The sequence below is a fragment of the Streptomyces sp. NPDC097981 genome (assembly GCF_040302565.1).
Lineage (GTDB): Bacteria > Actinomycetota > Actinomycetes > Streptomycetales > Streptomycetaceae > Streptomyces.
Genome location: NZ_JBEORW010000006.1, coordinates 231,305 through 252,292 on the forward strand (window position 1 = coordinate 231,305; position 20,988 = coordinate 252,292).

20 protein-coding genes and 1 tRNA gene are annotated in these 20,988 nt (G+C 71.2%); 9 read left to right on the top strand and 12 right to left on the bottom strand.

What is annotated here, in order from left to right; genetic code table 11:
- Nucleotides 1–92 precede the first annotated feature (92 nt).
- The 3 genes from ABTY04_RS08760 (at nucleotide 93) to ABTY04_RS08770 (ending at nucleotide 3,106) form a co-directional block, all read left to right on the top strand.
- Complete coding sequence (locus tag ABTY04_RS08760) at nucleotides 93–791, top strand: response regulator transcription factor (RefSeq protein WP_352212613.1); 699 nt, start codon at nucleotides 93–95, stop codon at nucleotides 789–791.
- A gap of 110 nt (nucleotides 792–901) precedes the next feature.
- Nucleotides 902–1,849 (top strand): UDP-glucose 4-epimerase GalE, encoded by a 948-nt coding sequence (gene galE / locus ABTY04_RS08765; protein WP_352212654.1) that lies wholly within the window; start codon nucleotides 902–904, stop codon nucleotides 1,847–1,849.
- 492 nt (nucleotides 1,850–2,341) lie between these two features.
- Nucleotides 2,342–3,106 carry a LuxR C-terminal-related transcriptional regulator gene (locus ABTY04_RS08770; RefSeq protein ID WP_352212614.1) on the top strand — a complete coding sequence of 255 codons (765 nt, stop codon included), beginning with the start codon at nucleotides 2,342–2,344 and terminating at the stop codon, nucleotides 3,104–3,106.
- Here ABTY04_RS08770 and ABTY04_RS08775 read toward each other — a convergent pair.
- Nucleotides 3,065–3,562: a MarR family winged helix-turn-helix transcriptional regulator gene (locus ABTY04_RS08775; protein ID WP_030297045.1), complete on the bottom strand. Its 498-nt coding sequence runs from the start codon at nucleotides 3,560–3,562 to the stop codon at nucleotides 3,065–3,067. The two genes, ABTY04_RS08770 and ABTY04_RS08775, sit on opposite strands and share 42 nt — an antisense overlap.
- A gap of 173 nt (nucleotides 3,563–3,735) precedes the next feature.
- On the opposite strand from ABTY04_RS08775, the gene ABTY04_RS08780 reads away from it, so the two are divergent.
- Both ABTY04_RS08780 and ABTY04_RS08785 read left to right on the top strand, forming a co-directional pair.
- Nucleotides 3,736–4,593, top strand: coding sequence for a trans-aconitate 2-methyltransferase (locus ABTY04_RS08780; RefSeq protein WP_352212615.1), 858 nt, complete (start codon nucleotides 3,736–3,738; stop codon nucleotides 4,591–4,593).
- Between the two features lie 2 nt (nucleotides 4,594–4,595).
- Nucleotides 4,596–4,973, top strand: a complete 378-nt coding sequence (locus tag ABTY04_RS08785; protein WP_352212616.1) for a VOC family protein — start codon at nucleotides 4,596–4,598, stop codon at nucleotides 4,971–4,973.
- Between the two features lie 97 nt (nucleotides 4,974–5,070).
- On the opposite strand, the gene ABTY04_RS08790 is transcribed toward ABTY04_RS08785, so the two are convergent.
- Nucleotides 5,071–5,742, bottom strand: a complete 672-nt coding sequence (locus ABTY04_RS08790) for a TetR/AcrR family transcriptional regulator (RefSeq protein ID WP_030865813.1) — start codon at nucleotides 5,740–5,742, stop codon at nucleotides 5,071–5,073.
- A complete protein-coding gene (locus ABTY04_RS08795) occupies nucleotides 5,742–6,728 on the bottom strand; it encodes an acyl-CoA desaturase (protein ID WP_352212617.1) in 987 nt (328 codons plus the stop codon). The genes ABTY04_RS08790 and ABTY04_RS08795 overlap by 1 nt, the downstream gene beginning before the upstream one ends.
- 381 nt (nucleotides 6,729–7,109) lie before the next feature.
- Here ABTY04_RS08795 and ppc point away from each other — a divergent pair, with 381 nt between their 5' ends.
- Complete coding sequence (gene ppc / locus ABTY04_RS08800; RefSeq protein WP_502996587.1) at nucleotides 7,110–9,875, top strand: phosphoenolpyruvate carboxylase; 2,766 nt, start codon at nucleotides 7,110–7,112, stop codon at nucleotides 9,873–9,875.
- 83 nt (nucleotides 9,876–9,958) lie between these two features.
- Here the strand turns inward: ppc and ABTY04_RS08805 are convergent, their stop codons facing one another.
- The 7 genes from ABTY04_RS08805 to ABTY04_RS08835 all read right to left on the bottom strand — a co-directional run bounded on the left by ABTY04_RS08805 (nucleotide 9,959) and on the right by ABTY04_RS08835 (nucleotide 15,998).
- The gene (locus tag ABTY04_RS08805) at nucleotides 9,959–10,711 is read right to left on the bottom strand and encodes an LPXTG cell wall anchor domain-containing protein (protein WP_352212618.1); all 753 of its coding nucleotides are present in this window, start codon (nucleotides 10,709–10,711) and stop codon (nucleotides 9,959–9,961) included.
- A gap of 187 nt (nucleotides 10,712–10,898) precedes the next feature.
- Nucleotides 10,899–11,489: an aminoacyl-tRNA hydrolase gene (gene pth, locus ABTY04_RS08810; protein ID WP_352212619.1), complete on the bottom strand. Its 591-nt coding sequence runs from the start codon at nucleotides 11,487–11,489 to the stop codon at nucleotides 10,899–10,901.
- A gap of 90 nt (nucleotides 11,490–11,579) precedes the next feature.
- Complete coding sequence (locus ABTY04_RS08815; protein WP_352212620.1) at nucleotides 11,580–12,167, bottom strand: 50S ribosomal protein L25/general stress protein Ctc; 588 nt, start codon at nucleotides 12,165–12,167, stop codon at nucleotides 11,580–11,582.
- 169 nt (nucleotides 12,168–12,336) lie between these two features.
- Nucleotides 12,337–13,314, bottom strand: coding sequence for a ribose-phosphate diphosphokinase (locus ABTY04_RS08820; RefSeq protein ID WP_352212621.1), 978 nt, complete (start codon nucleotides 13,312–13,314; stop codon nucleotides 12,337–12,339).
- Nucleotides 13,315–13,459: 145 nt separating this feature from the next.
- Nucleotides 13,460–14,905 carry a bifunctional UDP-N-acetylglucosamine diphosphorylase/glucosamine-1-phosphate N-acetyltransferase GlmU gene (glmU, locus tag ABTY04_RS08825; protein ID WP_352212622.1) on the bottom strand — a complete coding sequence of 482 codons (1,446 nt, stop codon included), beginning with the start codon at nucleotides 14,903–14,905 and terminating at the stop codon, nucleotides 13,460–13,462.
- A 110-nt stretch (nucleotides 14,906–15,015) separates the two neighbouring features.
- Nucleotides 15,016–15,086: transfer RNA gene (locus tag ABTY04_RS08830), tRNA-Gln, on the bottom strand.
- 6 nt (nucleotides 15,087–15,092) lie between these two features.
- On the bottom strand, nucleotides 15,093–15,998 hold the full coding sequence (locus tag ABTY04_RS08835) for a hypothetical protein (protein WP_352212623.1): 906 nt from the start codon (nucleotides 15,996–15,998) through the stop codon (nucleotides 15,093–15,095).
- A gap of 131 nt (nucleotides 15,999–16,129) precedes the next feature.
- Between ABTY04_RS08835 and ABTY04_RS08840 the strand changes: the two genes are divergently transcribed.
- Entirely contained in the window at nucleotides 16,130–17,395 is a 1,266-nt protein-coding gene (locus tag ABTY04_RS08840; RefSeq protein ID WP_352212624.1) for a sensor histidine kinase, read from the top strand.
- Nucleotides 17,396–17,452: 57 nt separating this feature from the next.
- On the opposite strand, the gene ABTY04_RS08845 is transcribed toward ABTY04_RS08840, so the two are convergent.
- Nucleotides 17,453–17,965: an SUKH-3 domain-containing protein gene (locus ABTY04_RS08845; protein WP_352212625.1), complete on the bottom strand. Its 513-nt coding sequence runs from the start codon at nucleotides 17,963–17,965 to the stop codon at nucleotides 17,453–17,455.
- 11 nt (nucleotides 17,966–17,976) lie between these two features.
- On the bottom strand, nucleotides 17,977–18,561 hold the full coding sequence (locus ABTY04_RS08850; RefSeq protein WP_352212626.1) for a YwqJ-related putative deaminase: 585 nt from the start codon (nucleotides 18,559–18,561) through the stop codon (nucleotides 17,977–17,979).
- A 230-nt stretch (nucleotides 18,562–18,791) separates the two neighbouring features.
- On the opposite strand from ABTY04_RS08850, the gene ABTY04_RS08855 reads away from it, so the two are divergent.
- Together ABTY04_RS08855 and ABTY04_RS08860 are read left to right on the top strand one after the other, a co-directional pair.
- A complete protein-coding gene (locus ABTY04_RS08855; RefSeq protein WP_352212627.1) occupies nucleotides 18,792–19,787 on the top strand; it encodes an SMI1/KNR4 family protein in 996 nt (331 codons plus the stop codon).
- Nucleotides 19,788–19,794: 7 nt separating this feature from the next.
- Nucleotides 19,795–20,988, top strand: a 1,194-nt coding sequence (locus ABTY04_RS08860) for an SUKH-4 family immunity protein (protein ID WP_502996588.1), incomplete at its 3' end; no start/stop codon positions are given.

The following is a 20,988-nucleotide window of genomic DNA, read 5'->3' on the forward strand; positions in this document are numbered from 1 at the left end:
CCGCCTTCCGGGGGCTTCTGCGCGGTATCCGCCGCGCACCGTCGAACAAGCGTGTAGCTTGCCGGGTCAGAAGGGTCGGGGGTGGGTGCCCAATGGGCGTAAGGGTCATGGTGCTCGACGAGCACCGACTGCTGGCCGAGGCACTGGCCTCGGCACTCAAGCTGCGCGGGCACCGGGTGCTGGCCGCGGCCGCCCCGGCCGCGGGCGCCGCCGAACTGGTCATCAGCCGGGCGCCGGAGGTCTGCCTGCTGGGCACCGCCACGCCCGCCGAGCCCGGGGCCTTCGAGCCGGTCGTCCGCATCAAGCGGGAACGGCCGCAGATCGCCGTCGTCGTCCTCGGCCCGGTGCCGAGCCCGCGCGGGATCGCGGCCGCCTTCGCCGCCGGCGCCTCGGGATACGTACGCCACGACGAGCGGATCGAAGGCGTGGAGCGGGCGCTGGCCAAGGCGCGCGCGGGCGAGGTCGCGATCTCCCCGCAGCTGCTCCAGGGGGCCTTCGCGGAGCTGCTCAACCCCGCCGCCCAGCCCGACGACGAGGGCAGCCGGCTGCTGCGGCTGCTCACCCCGCGCGAGGTGGAGGTGCTGGTCCGGGTCGCCGAGGGCGAGGACACCCGGCTCATCGCCGCGGGCATGGAGATCGCCCCGAGCACCGCCCGTACGCACGTGCAGCGGGTGCTGATGAAACTGGGCGTCGGGTCCCGGCTGGAGGCGGCCGCACTGGCCGCGCGCACGGGTCTGCTGGACCGGGCGGGGCTGTCGCCGGCGGCCGCCGATTTCCCCGGAGGCCAGTAATCCGGTAAGCCAGTGACCGGCATGTGCACGCGCCCCGCGTGCGTCCCCCTGCGAGAGGCAGTAGACGAGTGAGCAAGACGGCGGCTTCCAAGACGGCGACTTCCAAATACATGGTCACCGGCGGCGCCGGTTACGTCGGCAGCGTCGTCGCGGCGCACCTCCTGGAGGCCGGGCACGAGGTCACGGTGCTCGACGACCTCTCCACCGGCTTCCGCGAGGGCGTCCCGGCCGGCGCGGCCTTCATCGAGGGCCGCATCCAGGACGCCGAGCGGTACCTGGACGCCTCTTACGACGCGGTGCTGCACTTCGCCGCGTCCTCGCAGGTCGGCGAGTCCGTCGCCAACCCTGGCAAGTACTGGGAGAACAACGTCGGCGGCACGCTCGCCCTGCTGGCCGCGATGCGCGGGGCCGGGGTGCGCAAGCTGGTGTTCTCCTCCACCGCGGCCACCTACGGCGAGCCCACCGAGGGCCTGCTCACCGAGGACTCGGTCACCAAGCCCACCAACCCGTACGGCGCCTCCAAGCTGGCCGTCGACCACATGATCGCGGGGGAGTGCGCGGCGCACGGCGTCGCCGCGGTCTCGCTGCGCTACTTCAACGTGGCCGGTGCGTACGGCGAGTTCGGCGAGCGCCACGACCCCGAGACCCACCTGATCCCGCTGGTGCTCCAGGTCGCCCTGGGCGAGCGGGAGTCGATCTCGGTGTTCGGCGAGGACTACCCGACCCCGGACGGCACCTGCGTCCGCGACTACATCCACGTGGCCGACCTGGCGGAGGCCCACCTGGCCGCCCTGGAGGCCGCCACCGAGGGCGAGCACCTGATCTGCAACCTCGGCAACGGCAACGGCTTCTCGGTCCGCGAGGTCGTCGAGACGGTCCGCAAGGTCACGGGCGCCGAGATCCCCGAGGTCGTCGCCCCGCGCCGGGCCGGCGACCCGGCGGTGCTCGTCGCCTCCGCGCGCGCCGCGCACGAGAAGCTCGGCTGGACCCCGGCCCGCTCGGACCTCACCGGCATCATCACGGACGCGTGGAACTTCACGCGCAAGCACCGTTCCTGACTCCTCTCCGCACGCGTGCACCGCACCCCCCGCACCCGGTCGTGCGGGGGGTGCGGTGCATGCGGCGGCGTGCGCAGGGAGCGCGTGAGGGGCGGTCGGCGCCGTGGGCGGGCTCGGTGCGCGGGCGCCCGGCGCGTACGCGCCGAGTGAAATGCCCTCCGTGCAACTGCCCATGGCACGCGCCGGTAGGAAACCGTCTTCCGGACCTTCCGTACGGTTGAATTCAAGCCACGATGAACCCTGTTCGCCACCGCCCAGCCGGAAATTCGCTCGGAAAACTTCTGCTATTCGGCCAACTGCGAGCCGTGCCCCGTTCTACGCTGAGCGTGACACCGGTGGGGGCCGGTGTTGATTCAGGGGTCGAGACACGCCGGGTACGGCGTCCGGTCCGGGGTAGTGCAGAGATGTCTCGGCGGCGGCCGCGGCAGCTGCGGATCACCCGGTCCGGGCGCCGTACCCGCAGTCGTCCGTTCCCCGACCCTTGGGGGTTTTGTGGTTCGCATCCGGGTTCTCGTGGTCGATGATCACCGCATCTTCGCCGAATCGCTCGCAGCCGCGCTCGCGGCCGAGCCCGACGTGGACGTGTCCGCGGCCGGCAGCGGTCCCGCCGCGCTGCGCTGTCTCGAACGCGCGGTGGCCGAGGGCCGCCGCTTCGACGTCCTGCTGGTCGACGCCGATCTCGGCGCCGCCGCCGGGGCCGTGCCCGCCCAGCGCGGGCCGGGCTCCGGGCCACCGCCCGGCCCGGACGGGATCGCGCTGGTCGCCGGGGTACGGGTGTCCCACTCCGGGGTCCGCACCGTCGTCCTCGCCGAGCGCGACGACCCGCGCCGGGCGGCGCTCGCCCTCCAGGCGGGGGCCTCCGGCTGGGTGGCGAAGGACTGCTCGCTCTCGCGGCTGCTGGCCGTCATCCGCGGGGTCCTGCGCGAGGAGACCCACCTTCCGCCCGCGCTGCTCACCGGAGTACTCCGCGAACTGACCGCCGCGCGCAAGCACCGTACGGACAGCGAACGGCTCGTCGAGTCCCTCACGCCGCGGGAGCACGAGGTGCTGCGCTGCATGGTGGCGGGGCTGGGCCGCAAGGACGTGGCGGCCCGGCTGTTCCTGTCCCCGCACACCGTCCGCACCCACATGCAGAACGTGCTGGGCAAGCTCGGGGTGCACTCCACGCTCGCTGCGGTGGCACTGGCCCGGCGGGCCGGGGTGCGGCCGGCCGACCTAGCCGGGGATGTTGTCGAACGGAGCGGTCAACTGGCGTAGCAGCGCAGCGAGATCGCCGCGTTGCGCCTGTGAGAGCTGGGCCAGGATCGCCCGTTCCTGGGCCAGCAGGCCGGCCAGGGCCTGGTCGGCGCGGTCACGGCCCTCCGGTGTCAGCCGGACCAGCACCCCGCGCCGGTCGTTGGGGTCGGGCAGCCGCTCGACGAGGCCCTTCTTGGCGAGCCGGTCGATGCGGTTGGTCATGGTGCCGGAGGTGACCAGAGTCTGCGTCAGCAGCTGGCCGGGCGAGAGCTGGTAGGGCGCGCCGGCGCGGCGCAGCGACGTCAGGACGTCGAACTCCCAAGGCTCCAGGCCGTGCTCGGAGAAAGCCAGCCTGCGGGCGCGGTCGAGGTGGCGAGCCAGCCTGCTGACGCGGCTCAGCACTTCGAGCGGTTCCACGTCGAGGTCAGGGCGCTCCCGCCGCCATGCCGCGACCAATCGGTCGACCTCGTCCTCCATGCCGATCAGTGTAAGGGGTCTGTCGATGTGAAGTCTCTTCAAATCGAGGATCTCCGGTATGGATATCTTGAGGCCGTGACTCTTGACGTCAAGATATATTTTGGGCGACGATGGGCATGGAGGGGCCGGAACCGCTTTCGCTTCCGACCGCCCGCCAGCAGGGAGGCTCGAACATGTATTCCGATATCGCGTCGGCAAGGATCCCCACGGCCACCACCCATGCCGCGCCCACCTGGGACCCCCAGCAATACCTCCGGCACGCCGGACACCGGACCCGCCCCTTTCTCGACCTCCTGAACCGCATACCCGAGCTCCCGACCCGCCCCGCCCGCATCGCCGACCTCGGCTGCGGCCCCGGCAACGTCACCGCCCTCCTTGCCGAGCGCTGGCCCGAAGCCCGCATCACCGGCTTCGACCTCTCCCAGGAGATGCTCCGGCGCGCCCGCGCGGAGTACGCGGGCGAGACCGCCGGCGGCGGCAGCCTGGACTTCCGCCACGGCGACCTCGCGAGCTGGCTCCCCGAGGAGCCCTACGACCTGATCGTCTCCAACGCGGCCCTCCAGTGGGTCCCCAACCACCCCGGCTCCTTCGCCGCCTGGACCAACGGGCTGCGCCCCGGCGGCACCTTCGCCTTCCAGATCCCCGGCAATTTCACCGCCCCCAGCCACGCCCTCCTCGCCCTGCTCTGCGACACCCCGCGCTGGCGGAGCCGGCTGGGCGGCCACGGCGCCCGCTACATCCACCTCCTCGAACCGGGCGAGTACCTGACCCGGTTCACAGAGCTGGGCTGCGCCGTCGACACCTGGGAGACGACGTACTACCAGCTGCTGTCCGGCCCCGATCCCGTGCTCGACTGGGTCAAGGGAACCGCCCTGAGGCCCGTCCTGACCGCCCTCGGGGACGACCGGGACGCCGAGGACGCCTTCCTCACCGAATACCGCGACCTGCTGCGCGAGGCGTACCCGCCCGGACCGCGCGGCACCGTCTTCCCGTTCCGCCGCATCTTCGCTGTCGCCCGCAAGGAGCCCTGACCGTGCTGACCGCAGTCGACCACGTCCAACTCGCCGCCCCGCCCGGTTCGGAAGACCGGCTCCGCGCCTACTACACGCACGTCCTCGGCATGACCGAGATACCCAAACCGCCCGTCCTCGCCGCCTGCGGCGGCTGCTGGTTCGCCGCCGGGCCCGTCCAGCTGCACCTGGGCGTCGAAGAGGACTTCCGGCCCGCCCGCAAGGCGCACCCCGGGCTGCGGGTGACCGGGATCGAGGTCTACGCGGGCAGACTGGAGGAACGCGGCGCCAAGGTCGTCTGGGACGACAACCTGCCGGGCCACCGCCGCTTCTACTCCGAGGACCCCGTCGGAAACAGGCTGGAGTTCCTGGAGCCCCACGACCCGGAGCCGGCCGCCTGACGTGCGGCCGCCGCGGCGGCCGTGCAACGCGACGGCGCCCCGCCGCCGGAGATCCGGAGACGGGGCGCCGTCGCGCCGGGCACTGCCGCCGTGGCGCTCAGCTCTTGCGGTGGCCCACCAGCCGCGGCTTCGACTCCAGCCCGTCCAGCCCGTGCCAGGCCAGGTTCACCAGATGCGCCGCGACCTCCGCCTTCTTCGGCCGGCGCACGTCCAGCCACCACTGCCCGGTCAGCGCGACCATCCCGACCAGTGCCTGCGCGTACAGCGGGGCCAGCTTCGGGTCGAACCCGCGCGCCTTGAACTCCAGCCCCAGGATGTCCTCGACCTGCGTCGCGATATCGCTGATCAGCGACGCGAACGTACCCGTCGACTGCGCGACCGGGGAATCCCGCACGAGGATCCGGAAACCGTCCGTGTACGACTCGATGTAGTCGAGCAGCGCGAACGCGGCCTGCTCCAGCAGCTCCCGCGGATGCCCGGCCGTCAGCGCGCCCGTCACCCCGTCCAGCAGCTGGCGCATCTCCCGGTCCACGACGACCGCGTACAGCCCCTCCTTGCCCCCGAAGTGCTCGTACACCACCGGCTTGGACACCCCGGCCTTCGCCGCGATCTCCTCCACCGACGTGCCCTCGAAGCCCTTCTCCGCGAACAGGGTGCGGCCGATGTCCAGCAGCTGCTGGCGCCGTTCGGCGCCGGTCATCCGGACCCGGCGGCCACGCCGGGGCTTGTCACTGCTGGAACTGCTGCCGTCGATCGCCACGTCCCCCATCATGCCGCGTTCGACGCGTTTTTCCTGCGCCGGGCGTCGACACGGGCCTGCGACGGCCACCGCACGTCCGTCGCCCAGCCCGCCAGCTCGAACCAGCGGATCAGCCGGGCACTGGAATCGACCTGGCCCCGCAGCACGCCGTGCCGGGCCGACGTCGGGTCCGCGTGGTGCAGGTTGTGCCACGACTCCCCGCACGAGAGCACCGCCAGCCACCACACGTTGCCGGAGCGGTCCCGCGACTTGAACGGGCGCTTGCCCACCGCGTGACAGATCGAGTTGATCGACCACGTCACGTGGTGCAGCAGTGCCACCCGCACCAGGGAGCCCCAGAAGAACGCCGTGAACGCACCCCACCACGACATCGTCACCAGGCCGCCGACCAGCGGCGGGATCGCCAGCGACACGATCGTCCAGAAAGCGAAGTCACGCGAGATCCGCCGGATCGCCGGGTCCTTGACCAGATCCGGTGCGTACTTCTGCTGATCGGTCTGCTCCTCGTCGAACAGCCACCCGATGTGCGCCCACCACAACCCCTTCATCAACGCCGGGACGGTCTCCCCGAACCGCCACGGCGAATGCGGGTCACCCTCGTGGTCGGAGAACTTGTGGTGCTTGCGGTGATCCGCCACCCACCGCACCAGCGGCCCCTCCACCGCCATCGAACCCATCACGGCCAGCACGATCCGCAACGGCCGCTTCGCCTTGAAGGAACCGTGCGTGAAGTACCGGTGGAAGCCGATCGTGATCCCGTGGCAGGCCAGGAAGTACATGAACACCATCAGGCCCAGATCCAGCCAGCTCACCCCCCGGCCCCAGGCCAGCGGAACCGCCGCCAGCAGCGCCGCGAACGGGACGGTGATGAACAGCAGCAGCGCGATCTGCTCGATGGACCGCTTGCTCTCGCCTCCGCGCGTCGCCGACGGCGCCGGGGAATCGGAATCAGAGGGCGCCGAGGCGTCCTCGATCAACTCGGGACTGGTGGTCATGGGGTTCCCCCGGGGGTGAGGAATCGGCAGGCGCCCTGGCGCCCGCCCAGGCTACGGTCGCGTAACCTACGGCGTCGTAAGTATGGCAAAGCCAGCGCCCTCGGCAAGAGGAGCGCGACCGGCCCCCGGAGGCGTTCCGGAGGGCGCCCGCCACCGCCGCGCGCCGCCTGGTGAGACGTTTGACAAGGTACGAGGCCCGGACACCTATCCTGGTGTCGTCGGACAGCGCGGTCCGCACGGGCAGCCGAGCTGCGCATCAGGTCGGGGACACCCCCTGGGGCCCCTCCCAGCAACCGCTGGGGGAGAAGTCCGCAGACAGACCCCCGCGCACCCCGGAGCCCACCTCCCAGTAGCGCTCGAACACTGCAAGGAGCCGCACCTGTGAGCAGTGCTGACCAGGCCTCCTCCACCCCCGCCAAGGCCCCGGCCGCCACCGCCGCCGCCAACGCGGAACTGCGGGCGGACATCCGCCGCCTCGGCGACCTCCTCGGCGAGACCCTCGTCCGCCAGGAAGGCCAAGAACTCCTCGACCTCGTCGAACAAGTGCGCGCCCTGACCCGCACCGACGGCGAAGCCGCCGCCGCACTGCTCGGCGACACCGACCTGGAAACCGCCGCCAAGCTCGTCCGGGCCTTCTCCACCTACTTCCACCTCGCCAACGTCACCGAACAGGTACACCGCGGCAAGGAACTGCGCGCCCACCGCGCCGCCGAAGGCGGACTCCTCGCCCGCACCGCCGACATGCTCAAGGACGCCGACCCCGAGCACCTGCGCGAAACGGTCAAGAACCTCAACGTCCGCCCCGTCTTCACCGCACACCCCACCGAGGCAGCCCGCCGCAGCGTCCTCAACAAGCTGCGCCGCATCGCCGCCCTCCTCGAAGAGCCCGTCTCCGGCGCCGGCGAACGCCGCCGCCACGACCTGCGCCTCGCCGAGAACATCGACCTCGTCTGGCAGACAGACGAGCTCCGCGTCGTCCGCCCCGAACCCGCCGACGAGGCCCGCAACGCCATCTACTACCTCGACGAGCTCCACGCCGGCGCCGTCGGAGACGTACTCGAAGACCTCGCCGCCGAACTCCAGCGCGTCGGCGTCGAGCTCCCCGCAGGCACCCGCCCCCTCACCTTCGGCACCTGGATCGGCGGCGACCGCGACGGCAACCCCAACGTCACCCCCGACGTCACCCGCGACGTACTGATCCTCCAGCACGAACACGGCATCACCGACGCACTCGAACTCATCGACTTCCTGCGCGGCCTGCTCTCCAACTCCATCCGCTACACCGGCGCCACCGAGGAACTCCTCTCCTCCCTCCAGGCCGACCTCGAACGCCTCCCCGAGATCAGCCCGCGCTACAAGCGGCTGAACGCCGAGGAGCCGTACCGCCTCAAGGCCACCTGCATCCGCCAGAAGCTCGTCAACACCCGCGAGCGCCTCGCCAAGGGCACTCCCCACGAGGAAGGCCGCGACTACCTCGGCACCGCCGAGCTCCTCACCGACCTCACCCTCGTCCAGACCTCCCTGCGCGAACACCGCGGAGCCCTCTTCGCCGACGGCCGCATGGACCGCACCATCCGCACCCTCGCCGCCTTCGGCCTCCAGCTCGCCACCATGGACGTACGCGAACACGCCGACGCCCACCACCACACCCTCGGCCAGCTCTTCGACCGGCTCGGCGAGGAATCCTGGCGCTACGCCGACATGCCCCGCGACTACCGGCAGAAGCTCCTCGCCAAGGAACTCCGCTCCCGCCGCCCGCTCGCCCCCACCCCCGCACCCCTCGACGCCGCCGGCCACAAGACCCTCGGCGTCTTCTTCGCCATCAAGGACGCCTTCGAAAAGTTCGGCCCCGAAGTCATCGAGTCCTACATCATCTCGATGTGCCAGGGCGCCGACGACGTCTTCGCCGCCGCCGTCCTCGCCCGCGAAGCCGGCCTCATCGACCTCCACGCCGGCTGGGCCAAGATCGGCATCGTCCCGCTCCTGGAGACCACCGACGAGCTCCGCGCCGCCGACGTCATCCTCGACGACATGCTCGCCGACCCCTCCTACCGCCGCCTCGTCTCCCTGCGCGGCGACGTCCAGGAGGTCATGCTCGGCTACTCCGACTCCTCCAAGTTCGGCGGCATCACCACCAGCCAGTGGGAGATCCACCGCGCCCAGCGGCGCCTGCGCGACGTCGCCCACCGCTACGGCGTGCGCCTGCGCCTCTTCCACGGCCGCGGCGGCACCGTCGGCCGCGGCGGCGGCCCCTCCCACGACGCGATCCTCGCCCAGCCCTGGGGCACCCTCGAAGGCGAGATCAAGGTCACCGAACAGGGCGAGGTCATCTCCGACAAGTACCTCGTCCCCTCACTGGCCCGCGAGAACCTCGAACTGACCGTCGCCGCGACCCTGCAGGCCTCCGCCCTGCACACCGCGCCCCGCCAGTCCGACGAGGCCCTCGCCCGCTGGGACGCGGCCATGGACACCGTCTCCGACGCCGCCCACGCCGCCTACCGCGAACTCGTCGAAGACCCGGACCTCCCGGCGTACTTCTTCGCCGCCACCCCCGTCGACCAGCTCGCCGACCTCCACCTCGGCTCCCGCCCTTCCCGCCGCCCCGACTCCGGCGCCGGCCTCGACGGCCTCCGCGCCATCCCCTGGGTCTTCGGCTGGACCCAGTCCCGCCAGATCGTCCCCGGCTGGTACGGCGTCGGCTCCGGCCTCAAGGCCCTGCGCGAGGCCGGCGGCGAAGCCGCCCTCACCGAAATGGGCGAGCGCTGGCACTTCTTCCGCAACTTCCTCTCCAACGTCGAGATGACGCTGGCCAAGACCGACCTGCGGATCGCCCGCCACTACGTCGACACCCTCGTACCGGACGACCTCAAGCACGTCTTCGCCCGCATCGAAGCCGAACACGAGCTCACCGTCCGCGAGGTCCTGCGCATCACCGGCGGCGAAAAGCTCCTCGACTCCCACCCCGTGCTCCAGCAGACCTTCGCCGTCCGCGACGCCTACCTGGACCCCATCTCCTACCTCCAGGTCTCCCTCCTCGCCCGCCAGCGCGCCGCCGCCGCGCGCGGCGAGGACCCGGACCCGCTGCTGTCGCGGGCCCTGCTGCTCACCGTCAACGGCGTCGCGGCAGGCCTGCGCAACACCGGCTGACGCTCCGCCGCACACACGAAGGGGGGGTCCCCCGCGCCGCACCGGCGCGGGGGACCCCCCCTTCGTACGTGCTGCCGCGGGCCTCAGCCCTGGGCGCCGGCCTTGCGGCGGCGGAGCACCAGGAACGCGCCCGCCGCGACCAGCGCGCCCGCCAGCGTGGCGAGCAGCCCGATCGGGGTGTCCGAACCCGTCTTCGCCAGGTCACCGCCGGTGGTGCCGCCGGACGCCGACGGCGACACGGACGGGGCCGGGGAGGAGGCCGAACCGGAGGGCGACACGCTCGTCGAGGACGACGGGCTCGTGCTCGCGCTCGTCGAAGCCGACGGCGGAACCGACGTGCCGGAACTCGGCGACGTCGAAGCCGACGGCGAGGTGCTCGGCTTGGTGGACGTCGACTGGGACGGGGACGGGGACGGCCGGGTGGTGGCCGGGCAGGTGTGCGACAGGTTGAACCAGTCCAGCTTGCCGCCCTTGACCTCGGCGGACGCAGCCGTCAGCTTCGCCCCGGGCACGGACGCGACGTAGGCGTGCTTGTCCGTCGGCGGCCCGAAGACGGTCACGACCTGCTGGCCGCCCGGCTCGAAGGTGACCGTCAGCTTCACGAACGTCGTGGAATTGCCCGGCAGCACGAAGTGCCAGCCGTCCTTGGACGCGGGGATGTCCGCGCACGTCTTCTCGTGCTCCACGCCCTGCGAAGTGGCGGTGAGCGGAAGCGGCTGGTGCAGCGGGAGGGTGTAGGTGTCGTCCGCAAAGGCGGGAGCGGCGCCTGCCGCGAGCAGCAGCGAGGCCGCCACGGGGAGCGTCGCCGCACCCCAGCGTGATCTGTAAACGGGCATGGTGGTACCTCGGAGGGAGCGCAGGGAGACGTGCCGTGCGGGGGGCGGCGGCTCAGCATGCGGAGGGACGCCCTCCGAGGTCAAGAGGTATGCGTGGGCATTCGTGCACGGCCGGCGCGCCGTACGACGAATGTCCGGGACAACGATCTCCCCACGGCGGCGCCCGACGGACGCCGCCGTACCCGGCTCAGGAGTTGTACGCCGACTGGGCGCGCTCCAGCCCCTCCGCGACCAGGCACTCCACGGCATCGGCAGCCCGGTCCACGAACCAGTCCAGTTCCTTGCGCTCCGTGGACGAGAAATCCTTCAGCACGAAGTCCGCCACCTGCATACGGCCCGGCGGACGCCCGATGCCACAACGGACCCGGTGGTAATCGGCACCCATCGACTTCGTCATCGACTTCAGACCGTTGTGCCCGTTGTCCCCGCCACCCAGCTTCAGGCGCAGCGTCGCATAGTCGATGTCCAGCTCGTCATGGACCGCCACGACCCGCTCCAGCGGCACCTTGTAGAAATCGCGCAGCGCCGTCACCGGACCACCCGACAAATTCATGAACGACATGGGCTTCGCCAGCACCACCCGCCGGTTCGCCGGCCCCGGCGGACCCATCCGCCCCTCGACCACCTGGGCACGCGCCTTGTGCGCCTTGAACTTCCCGCGCATCCGCTCGGCCAGCAGATCGACCACCATGAACCCGATGTTGTGGCGGTTGCCCGCGTACTCCGCTCCGGGATTACCCAGGCCGACGATCAGCCAGGGCGCCGCGTCGTCCGACATCCATGCTCCTTAACGAGGACGACCGCCGTCCCGCTCCCAGTGGAGCCGGACGGCGGTCGTTCAGCAAGTGCTGAGGTGGAAAGGCGAGGCTCAGGCCTCGGCGCCCTCTTCGGCGGCCTCGGCGGCCGGCTCCTCGGCCTGCGGGGCGACGACCTGCAGAACGGCGGTCTCGCCGTCGACGGCCAGCGTGGTGCCGGCCGGCAGGACCAGGTCCTTCGCGTGGATCGAGGCACCGGCCTCAAGACCCTCGACGGACACGGTGATCTCGGTCGGGATGTGGGTGGCCTCGGCCTCGACCGAAACGGCGGTCAGCAGGGTCTCCAGCATGTTGGCGCCCGGGGCCAGCTCGCCCTCGGTGACGACCGGAACGTCGACCGTGACCTTCTCGCCCTTCTTGACGATCAGGAAGTCGACGTGCGTCAGGCTGCGCTTGACGGGGTGACGCTGGATGGCCTTCGGGATGACCAGCTCGGTGCCGTCGCCCTTGATGTCCAGGGAGATCAGGACGTTGGGGGTCTTCAGCGCCATCATCAGGCCGTGGCCCTCGACGTCGACGTGCTTCGGGGTGGTGCCGTGACCGTAGATGACACCGGGAACCTGGCCGTCGCGACGGGCCTGACGGGAAGCACCCTTACCGAAATCGGTGCGGGTGACGGCGGAAAGCTTGACCTCGGACATGCTCACTCCTCGTGGGGTGACGGAAACGGACGACAGTCACCCGGCCTGAACGGCCTGCTACGAAGAGCGCGTCGATAACGGAGCGCCCGCACCCGAAAACAGGTACGGCCTCCCTCGCCGAGCAACTCGAAGAGTCTACCCGGCCGGGAGGCCGCACCCAAAAGGATCTTTACTGCTGCTCTTCGAACAGGCTGGTGACCGAGCCGTCCTCGAAGACCTCGCGCACGGCGCGGGCGATCATCGGCGCGATCGACAGGACCGTGATCTTGTCGAGCTCCAGGTCGGACGGGTCCGGCAGCGTGTTCGTGAACACGAACTCGCTGACCTTGGAGTTCTTCAGACGGTCCGCGGCCGGGCCCGACAGGATGCCGTGCGTGGCCGTCACGATGACGTCCTCCGCGCCGTGCGCGAACAGCGCGTCGGCCGCGGCGCAGATCGTGCCACCGGTGTCGATCATGTCGTCGACCAGGACGCAGACGCGGCCCCGGACTTCACCGACGACCTCGTGGACGGTCACCTGGTTGGCGACGTCCTTGTCGCGGCGCTTGTGCACGATCGCCAGCGGCGCGTCCAGACGGTCGCACCAGCGGTCGGCGACACGCACGCGGCCGGCGTCGGGGGACACGATCGTCAGCTTGGTGCGGTCCACCTTGGCGCCCACGTAGTCCGCGAGCACGTTCAGGGCCGACAGGTGGTCGACCGGGCCGTCGAAGAAGCCCTGGATCTGGTCCGTGTGCAGGTCCACCGTGAGGATGCGGTCCGCACCCGAGGTCTTCAGCAGATCCGCGACCAGACGCGCCGAGATCGGCTCACGGCCCTTGTGCTTCTTGTCCTGGCGGGCGTACCCGTACGACGGGATGATCACCGTGATGGAGCGGGCCGACGCGCGCTTCAGCGCATCGATCATGATCAGCTGCTCCATGATCCACTTGTTGATCGGAGCCGTGTGGCTCTGGATCAGGAAGCAGTCCGCGCCACGAGCCGACTCCTGGAAACGGACGTAGATCTCACCGTTCGCGAAGTCGAAAGCCTTGGTCGGCACGAGGCCGACGCCCAGCTGGTGCGCAACCTCCTCGGCCAGCTCGGGGTGGGCGCGGCCGGAGAAGAGCATCAACTTCTTCTCGCCGGTCGTCTTGATCCCGGTCACAGCACAGTCTCCTCAGACGTGTTGAAAGCTGCTCGCCCCCGTGTGCGTCCGTCCCGCACACGGTGAGCCAGCCGAATTGCGTGCACCTATCACGGTACGCCGTCCCGGGCGTACCTGTTTCCGGTCAGTTCACCTCAACGAGGTCTCAACGGGGGTCGGAGTCCTCCTGGACCGCCGACTGAGCCGCCGTCGCCGCAGCACTTCCCGGACGCTTGCGAGCCACCCAGCCCTCGATATTCCGCTGCTGGCCACGGGCCACGGCCAGCGCACCGGGCGGCACATCCTTCGTGATCACGGACCCGGCAGCCGTGTACGCGCCGTCGCCGATGGTGACGGGCGCCACAAACATGTTGTCCGAGCCCGTCTTGCAGTGTGAGCCGACCGTGGTGTGGTGCTTGTGCTCGCCGTCGTAGTTCACGAACACGCTCGCGGCACCGATGTTGCTGTACTCACCGATCGTCGCGTCACCCACGTACGACAGGTGCGGCACCTTCGTGCCCTCACCGATCGTCGCGTTCTTCATCTCCACGTACGTGCCGGCCTTCGCCTTCACACCCAGGTTCGTGCCCGGACGCAGATACGCGTACGGACCGACCGACGCCGACTCGCCGATCACGGCCGTGTCCGCCACCGTGTTGTCCACCCGCGCCCGCGGACCCACCTGCGTGTCCTTCAGCCGCGTGTTCGGACCCACCTCGGCCCCCTCGCCGATGTGCGTCGCACCCAGCAGCTGCGTACCCGGGTGGACCAGCGCGTCCTGCCCGAACGTCACCGTCACGTCCACGAACGTGCTGGCCGGGTCGACGACCGTCACGCCGGCGAGCATCGCGCTCTCCAGCAGCCGCGCGTTCAGCAGCGCCCGCGCCTCCGCGAGCTGCACCCGGTTGTTGATCCCCAGGATCTGCCGGTGGTCCGCGCCCACGGCCGCACCCACGCGGTGCCCCGCCTCACGCAGGATGCCGAGCACGTCGGTGAGGTACTCCTCGCCCTGGCTGTTGTCCGTACGCACCTTGCCGAGCGCATCCGCGAGCAGGGCGCCGTCGAAGGCGAAGACCCCGGAGTTGATCTCCCGGATCGCACGCTGCGCGTCGGTGGCGTCCTTGTGCTCGACAATGGCGGTGACCGCCCCGTCCTCGCCGCGGATGATCCGGCCGTAGCCGGTGGAGTCCGGGACCTCGGCGGTGAGCACGGTGACGGCGTTGCCGTCGGCGTCGTGGGTGGCCGCGAGCGTGCGGAGCGTCTCGCCGGTGAGCAGGGGCGTGTCGCCGCAGACGACGATCACGGTTCCGTCGATGGTGCCGGCGAGCTCTTCGAGGGCCATCCGGACGGCGTGCCCGGTGCCGTTCTGCTCGTACTGGACGGCGGTGCGGACGCCGGCGTCGATCTCGGCGAGATGCGCGGTGACCTGCTCGCGAGCGTGGCCCACGACGACCACGAGGTGGGCCGGGTCCAGTTCGAGGGAGGCGGCGACCACGTGACCGACGAGCGAGCGCCCGCAGATCTCGTGCAGGACCTTGGGAGTGGCCGACTTCATGCGGGTGCCTTCACCCGCTGCGAGTACGACGACGGCTGCCGGGCGGTTGGCGCTCACGGGGATGCCCTTCGGCTTCGGGTGGTGGACCCGTGAAGGATACCGGGGCGTTACGAGCCCGGAACGAGGGCGGGTCCCGACCGTGTGGTCAGGACCCGAACCTTGCTTTGCTCCCGGGGGAGGACTCGAACCCCCATGATCAGAACCAAAATCTGACGTATTGCCCTTATACGACCCGGGATTACCCTTATGTCCGATTTCTCGGATCATGGTGCGCTGCAGCCCCTACTATGCCGCACCACCAGCCCTCGATGCGACGATACAGATCCGCGCTTTTGAGTACGCGGACGGCAAGGCAGCCGCGGTACTTCTCGCCGGTGTTCCTGCGTCGTGTCGCCGGGTTGTGGCGCTTCAGGGCGGTCTTCGTGAAGTGCGAGGGGTCGGCGCCCACGTGTTCGGCCCAGAAGCTTTCCGCTCCTGCGACATCGGCGCTTTCGTGGATCATCAGGAAGTAGCGCACCTGGTGGCCTTCGACGCCGAGGAGGCGCAGCCAGGCGAGGTAGACGCTGATCATGTCGGGGTCGCTGTTCACGAACGTGGCCCGCTCGCGTCGTTCGTAGGGCTTGTCCTTGCTGCCCTCGGACCAGTACAGACCCACTCCGAGGATGAACAGCTCGCGGTCCGAGAGGGCTCCGATCTCTGACGCCGCATCTTCTTTGGTGCGGCACCTCTCGGCCTCGCGCAGTTGGAGGGTCCGCTCCCAGCTGCGTTTCGCGACTGCGGAAGCCTCTTCGGGGCCGCGGCGACGCTCCGGTTTCGGGAGGTCGCGGACCCAGAGGGAGGTCGAGCTCTTCGCGCAGCCCAGCTCGACCTGGATCTGGTCGTAGGTCATGCCCTGGAGGCGGAGCTCGCGGGCGCGGGCGCGGAGGTCGTCCTTTGCGTTGGGGCGCTTCGTCCATTCGGGTGGGGGCTCGCCCTCCAGGAGCCGGTTCAGGATGTCGTTGTTGTGGACGTGCAGGCGGTCGCGGATCTGGCGGCGGCTGAGGCCTTCGCGGCGAAAGGCGACGGCCTGCTGGCGGAGGTCGTCGAAGGTCGCCGCTCCGGCGCGCAGGCCGCCGGTGCCGTCGCCGGGGCGACGTCGGATTTCGGTCATGTCGCCAATGTCGTCCGGAATGCGGGATTCAGGTCTCGCTGGGCGGGCTATTCAGTCGTACGTGCGATTACTCGCGGTTTGCGGGAATTCGGGTCGCGGATGTGCTGGGGGCGCTGCGTACGCTGGACGGCATGACCTATACGGGGGAAGAGCGGGGCGGGGCCGGGCGGGACGGGCCCCTGTGGTGGGAGCGGCGGCGGGGGGCCGTGCTCGATGTGGGGCTCGCGGCGGTGTCCGCCGTCGAGTGCGCCGTCGAGGGGGTGCCCTTCGCGCGTGAGGCCGGGGTGCCGGTTGCGGTCGGGGTGCTGTTCGGCGTCGTGGTGGGGTCCACGCTCGTGCTGCGGCGGCGCTGGCCGATCGCCGTGGTGCTGGTCGGGATCGCGGTGGCGCCGGCTGCGATGGGGTTCCTGCTCGGGGTGGTCGGGCTGTACACGCTCGCCGCCTGTGAGGTGCCCCGGCGGATCACGGCGACGCTGGCTTCGATGTCGCTGGTCGCGACGTTCGTGGTGATGTACGTGCGGACCATCGGGGACCAGGGGGCGTCCCGTTCGCTGGTGATCGTGCTGTCGGTGTTCGTGGCGGTGGCGCTGACCGTGCCGCCGGTGCTGCTCGGGCTCTACATAGGGGCGCGGCGCCGGCTGATGGAGAGCCTGCAGGAGCGGGCGGATTCGTTGGAGCGGGAGCTGTCGCTGCTGGCGGACCGGGCGGAGGAGCGGGCCGAGTGGGCCCGTACGGAGGAGCGGACGCGGATCGCGCGGGAGATGCACGACGTGGTGGCGCACCGGGTGTCGTTGATGGTGGTGCACGCGGCGGCGCTGGAGGCGGTGGCGGCGAAGGATCCGGCGCGGGCTGCGAAGAATGCGGCGCTGGTGGGGGACATGGGGCGGCAGGCGTTGACGGAGCTGCGGGAGATGTTGGGGGTGCTGCGGGCGGCGGAGTCGCCCAGGCCGGCTCCCGCGGTGGTGCCGGCGGCCTTGGCGGGGAGTTTCGAGGACGGGCCCTCGCTCGGTGAGCTGGAGGCGCTGGTCGGGCAGTCGCGGGCAGCCGGGATGGTGGTGGAGCTGGATGTCCGGGGTGCGGGGGAGGGGTATCCGGCGGAGGTGGAGCAGACGGCGTACCGGGTGGTGCAGGAGGCGCTGACCAACTGCCACAAGCATGCGCCGGGCGCGAGGGTCGTGGTGCGGTTGGCCCACCGGGAGGGTGAGGTGGCCATGCAGGTGGAGAACGGGCCGTGTGGGGTGGATGTGGTCCAGCCGGGGCTGCCGAGCGGTGGGAACGGGCTCGTGGGGATGCGTGAGCGGGTTCTCGGGCTGGGTGGGGTGTTCGTGTCCGGGCCGACGGACGCGGGTGGTTTCAGGGTGTCGGCGGTCCTGCCGGGCGGCCCGCGGCCGGGGTAGGGGGGCCGGGCGCCCGGGGTGCGGGCGCCCGGGTGCCGGTGCCCGGGGTGCCGGGGTTCAGGGGGCCGTCGTGAGGCGGGTCGGCTGGAGGCCGGTCAGGAGGAGGGTGAGCGCCTCGTCGACGCCTGCTCCGAGGTACCAGTCGCCGGTGTGGTCGATGCCGTACACGCGGCCTTCGCGGTCGATGGCGAGGTGTGAGCCGCCGTCGGAGTCGACGCCGAGGGGGCAGAGCTCGGTGGAGAGGGCCCGGCCGAGGTCGGCGAAGGTGCGGGCGAGGTGGAGGCCGGTGAGCGGGTCGAGGCGTACCGGGACGGGTGCGGTCTGGCGGCCCGGGCCGGGGGCGGTGACGGTGAGCCCGCCGAATTCGGCCCAGGCTTCGACGGCGGCTGGGAAGACGGTGTGCCGGTGGCCGGCGGGGGTGGTGTGGTCGCGCAGGGCGTCGGCCCAGAACTCGGCCTGCTTGATGTCCCAGCGGCCGGGCTCCCAGCCGGCGGTGCGCAGGGCGGTGTCCACGGCGGAGGGGAAGCGGGTGGCCGAGGAGCGGTCGTAGGAGGCGGAGGAGGTGGTCATGGTGGCGGGGGTCAGGCCCTTTCTGACGCGGGGGTGAGGTCGACGGCGCGTACGCCGAAGTGTGCGAGGAGGGCTTCGCAGGAGCGGCAGGGGGGTGCGTAGCTGCCGTGGAGCGGGTCGCCGTCCTCGCGGATGCGGCGGGCGGTGATCTTGGAGTTTTTGAGGGAGCGGCGGGCTTCGTTCGCGGTGAGCGGTTTGCGGGAGGCGCGTCGGCTGCGGGCGTTCTCGACGGCGGTGAGGTGGCGGGAGAGCAGGATCGCTTCGGGGCAGCGGCCGGTGAAGCGTTCGCGCTGGCCGCTGGTGAGGGTGTCGAGGAAGTCCTGGACGAGCGGGTGCAGTGTGGGTGGCTGGTCGGCTTTGCCGGCGGTGCTGGTGAGGGTTTCGCCGCGTGCGGAGAGGGCGGCGGCGATGGTGGGGAGGATGCCGTCGCGGCGGAAGCGCAGGACGGGGACGGTCGGTCTGCCGTCGGTGCTGCTCCAGCGCAGGCGGGGGTCTCCGGCCTGGGTGCCGGCGGGTCCGTCGGTCGGCCCGTTGGCCGGTGTGCCGGTTTCCGGGCCGCCGTCGGCGGTGTCCGTACGTGTCGCCGTGTTCTGCATGGTCGCGTCTTCCCTCCCGTGGCGGCGGTGGTGGCCGCTGTCGCGCACGCCTCCGTACTGCGGAGACAGCCTGTCAAATCTCCCCTGTCGTGTGGAAGCGGGGTCGAATATTCGTATCAATTCGGATGTTCCTGGCCCTCGCGGGGGTGCGGGGGTTACGGGCGGAGGGCGCTCTTGCCGGAGCACATAGGCTGTGGTGAACCAGCCAGATCCAGCAGGGGGCTACCGCCATGACGACAGGTCGGCTCGGGCAGCAGGCCGTGCCACCCAACGCCGCGTACTCGGGGCAGGTCGTGCATTTCCCGGACCCGGTCCGGGCCGCTCGGCATCCCCACGGGGTACGGATGGACGGAGACGGGCATCCCGATTTCTCTCCGTATGCGCGCGCGGCGGTGGAGATCGCCGAGCCGCCGGAGGGCTTCGGTGTGGACGAGTTGCGGCTGACGGACTACGTGTCCGCGAACGCGGCGATGCAGGCTGCCGGCCATGCGTTGTGGGACACGGTCGGGCCGGTGGCGACGCCGCACGGCTGGACCTGGCACCACGTGGCGAAGACGCGGCGGATGGAGTTGGTCCCGGTCGAGGTGAAGGCGCTGCTGCGGCATCACGCGGGGCTGGCGACGGCGCCGGTCGATCACGAGAAGCGTGGGACGCGGCCGTTGCAGGAGTTGCGTCCGGTGCACCTGGGGCTGCCGAAGTCGGTGGTGTCGGTTTCCGAGGAGGCAGTGCAGGGGGTCGAGGAGGATCTCGGCTACCGGCTGCCGGAGGCGTACCGCGCGTTCCTGAAGGCCGCGGGTGGTTGCGCGCCGGTGGGCGCCGGGCTCGATGTGGACCTGGGTCTGCTGGTGGACCAGCCCTTCTTCACGGTGCGTGAGGAGGCGGCGGTCAACGACCTCGTGTACGTCAACAAGTGTCTGCGGGACCACCTGACGAAGGACTACCTGTGTGTGGCCTTCGTGCAGGGGGGTCTGCTCGCGGTGAAGGTGAAGGGCGAGGCGATCGGCTCGGTGTGGTTCTCGCCGTACGACGACGCCCGCGACCGGGACGGCTGGTCGGTACAGGAGCGCGTGGAGCGGTTGTTGCTGCCGTGCGGTGCCGATTTCGATGCCTTTCTGGAGCGATTGGCGGGCAACCCGCCGGAGTTGGAAACGGTGGCCGGTTTGATGGTGGACGGCGGATTCGCACGTGCGGTTCCCGTGTCCGGTGCGGCACCGGTGGAGGGGTGACGGCGCGATGGTGACGTTTGCGCAGGCGCAGGAGCGCGCCGAGGAGTGGATCAACGGGGACCTGCCCGCCTACCAGCACCGGGAGGTGCGGGTGCGGGAGTTCGGGCTCGGGTTCGTGGTGTGGGCGGAGGACCGCGCGGGCGGTCCGGTGTCCGGTGGCGGCCGGCAGCGGCTGGTCATCGCGCGGGACAGCGGCGAGGTGACGTTGTGGCCCGGACTGCCGGTGGGTGAGGTGATCCGCCGGTACGAGGAGCAGTACGGGGCTGCGGCCGGGCCGGCGGCGGAGGCTTCGGTGCCGACGCCGCGGATCGACTCGGAGCAGACCTCGTTCATGCTGAGCCCGCCGGAGTGGCTCCAGGAGGCCGCGGACCGGGCGGGGATTCCGCCGGCGCCCGCGCCTGCCGCACCGGCACCGGCGGCTGTTGCGGATCCGGTGGCTCCGGCTCCGGTGCAGCTGTCCGCGTCCGAGCCTGTGGAGGCGGTGCCGCTGCGCCGCGAGGTGCCGTACGAGCCGACCGCCAACGACGGGGTGCCGGCCGGGGCCACGCCGTGGGCCGGGACCGATGTGAACTCCGGTGCGGACGACGGGTCCGTGGCGCTGCCGGCGACGGTGTTCGCGCCGCCGCTGTCGGGGTCGGATCTGGAGGACATGGCTCCGCCGTCCGGGGCGGCTTCGGAGGCCAAGACCACGCTGATGGCCGGGGGCAGCCAGCTCCCGAAGACCGCGATCGCGCCGGCGGTGCACCTCGGGGCCGATGCGGGCCCGGGGGCCATCGCCGATGCGCCGACGAGCCGGGCCCATGTGTCCCGGCCGGGCACGCCTCCGGCGGCGCAGCCCGGTGCGCCTGGTGCTCCCGGCGCTCCTGGCGCGCCCGGTGGCGGGCCGAACCATGCCGCGCCGATGGCGGCGGGTCCGGCTGCGGCGGGTCAGCCGCCGGTGCCTCCCGGTCCGCCGGGTGTTCCGGGTGCTCCGGGTGCGGGTCAGCCGCCGGCGCCTCCGGGTCCGCCGGGTGCTCCGGGTTCGCTGGGGCGTGGGCTGGATCATGCCGCGACGATGCTGGCCGGTCCTGCGGTGACGGGTCAGCCGCCGGCGCCTCCCGGTCCGCCGGGTGCTCCGGGTGCGGGTCAGCCGCCGGCGCCTCCGGGTCCGCCGGGTGCTCCGGGTTCGCTGGGGCGTGGGCTGGATCATGCCGCGACGATG

Excerpts from the sequence above, each read along its gene's own strand:
- ABTY04_RS08760 (WP_352212613.1), top strand. The coding sequence starts at position 93 with ATGGGCGTAAGGGTCATGGTGCTCGACGAGCACCGACTGCTGGCCGAG.
- galE (WP_352212654.1), top strand. The coding sequence starts at position 902 with ATGGTCACCGGCGGCGCCGGTTACGTCGGCAGCGTCGTCGCGGCGCAC.
- ABTY04_RS08775 (WP_030297045.1), bottom strand. The coding sequence starts at position 3,562 with ATGGAGGACGAGGTCGACCGATTGGTCGCGGCATGGCGGCGGGAGCGC.
- ABTY04_RS08780 (WP_352212615.1), top strand. The coding sequence starts at position 3,736 with ATGTATTCCGATATCGCGTCGGCAAGGATCCCCACGGCCACCACCCAT.
- ABTY04_RS08790 (WP_030865813.1), bottom strand. The coding sequence starts at position 5,742 with ATGGGGGACGTGGCGATCGACGGCAGCAGTTCCAGCAGTGACAAGCCC.
- ABTY04_RS08795 (WP_352212617.1), bottom strand. The coding sequence starts at position 6,728 with ATGACCACCAGTCCCGAGTTGATCGAGGACGCCTCGGCGCCCTCTGAT.
- ABTY04_RS08805 (WP_352212618.1), bottom strand. The coding sequence starts at position 10,711 with ATGCCCGTTTACAGATCACGCTGGGGTGCGGCGACGCTCCCCGTGGCG.
- pth (WP_352212619.1), bottom strand. The coding sequence starts at position 11,489 with ATGTCGGACGACGCGGCGCCCTGGCTGATCGTCGGCCTGGGTAATCCC.
- ABTY04_RS08815 (WP_352212620.1), bottom strand. The coding sequence starts at position 12,167 with ATGTCCGAGGTCAAGCTTTCCGCCGTCACCCGCACCGATTTCGGTAAG.
- ABTY04_RS08835 (WP_352212623.1), bottom strand. The coding sequence starts at position 15,998 with ATGACCGAAATCCGACGTCGCCCCGGCGACGGCACCGGCGGCCTGCGC.
- ABTY04_RS08840 (WP_352212624.1), top strand. The coding sequence starts at position 16,130 with ATGACCTATACGGGGGAAGAGCGGGGCGGGGCCGGGCGGGACGGGCCC.
- ABTY04_RS08845 (WP_352212625.1), bottom strand. The coding sequence starts at position 17,965 with ATGACCACCTCCTCCGCCTCCTACGACCGCTCCTCGGCCACCCGCTTC.
- ABTY04_RS08850 (WP_352212626.1), bottom strand. The coding sequence starts at position 18,561 with ATGCAGAACACGGCGACACGTACGGACACCGCCGACGGCGGCCCGGAA.
- ABTY04_RS08855 (WP_352212627.1), top strand. The coding sequence starts at position 18,792 with ATGACGACAGGTCGGCTCGGGCAGCAGGCCGTGCCACCCAACGCCGCG.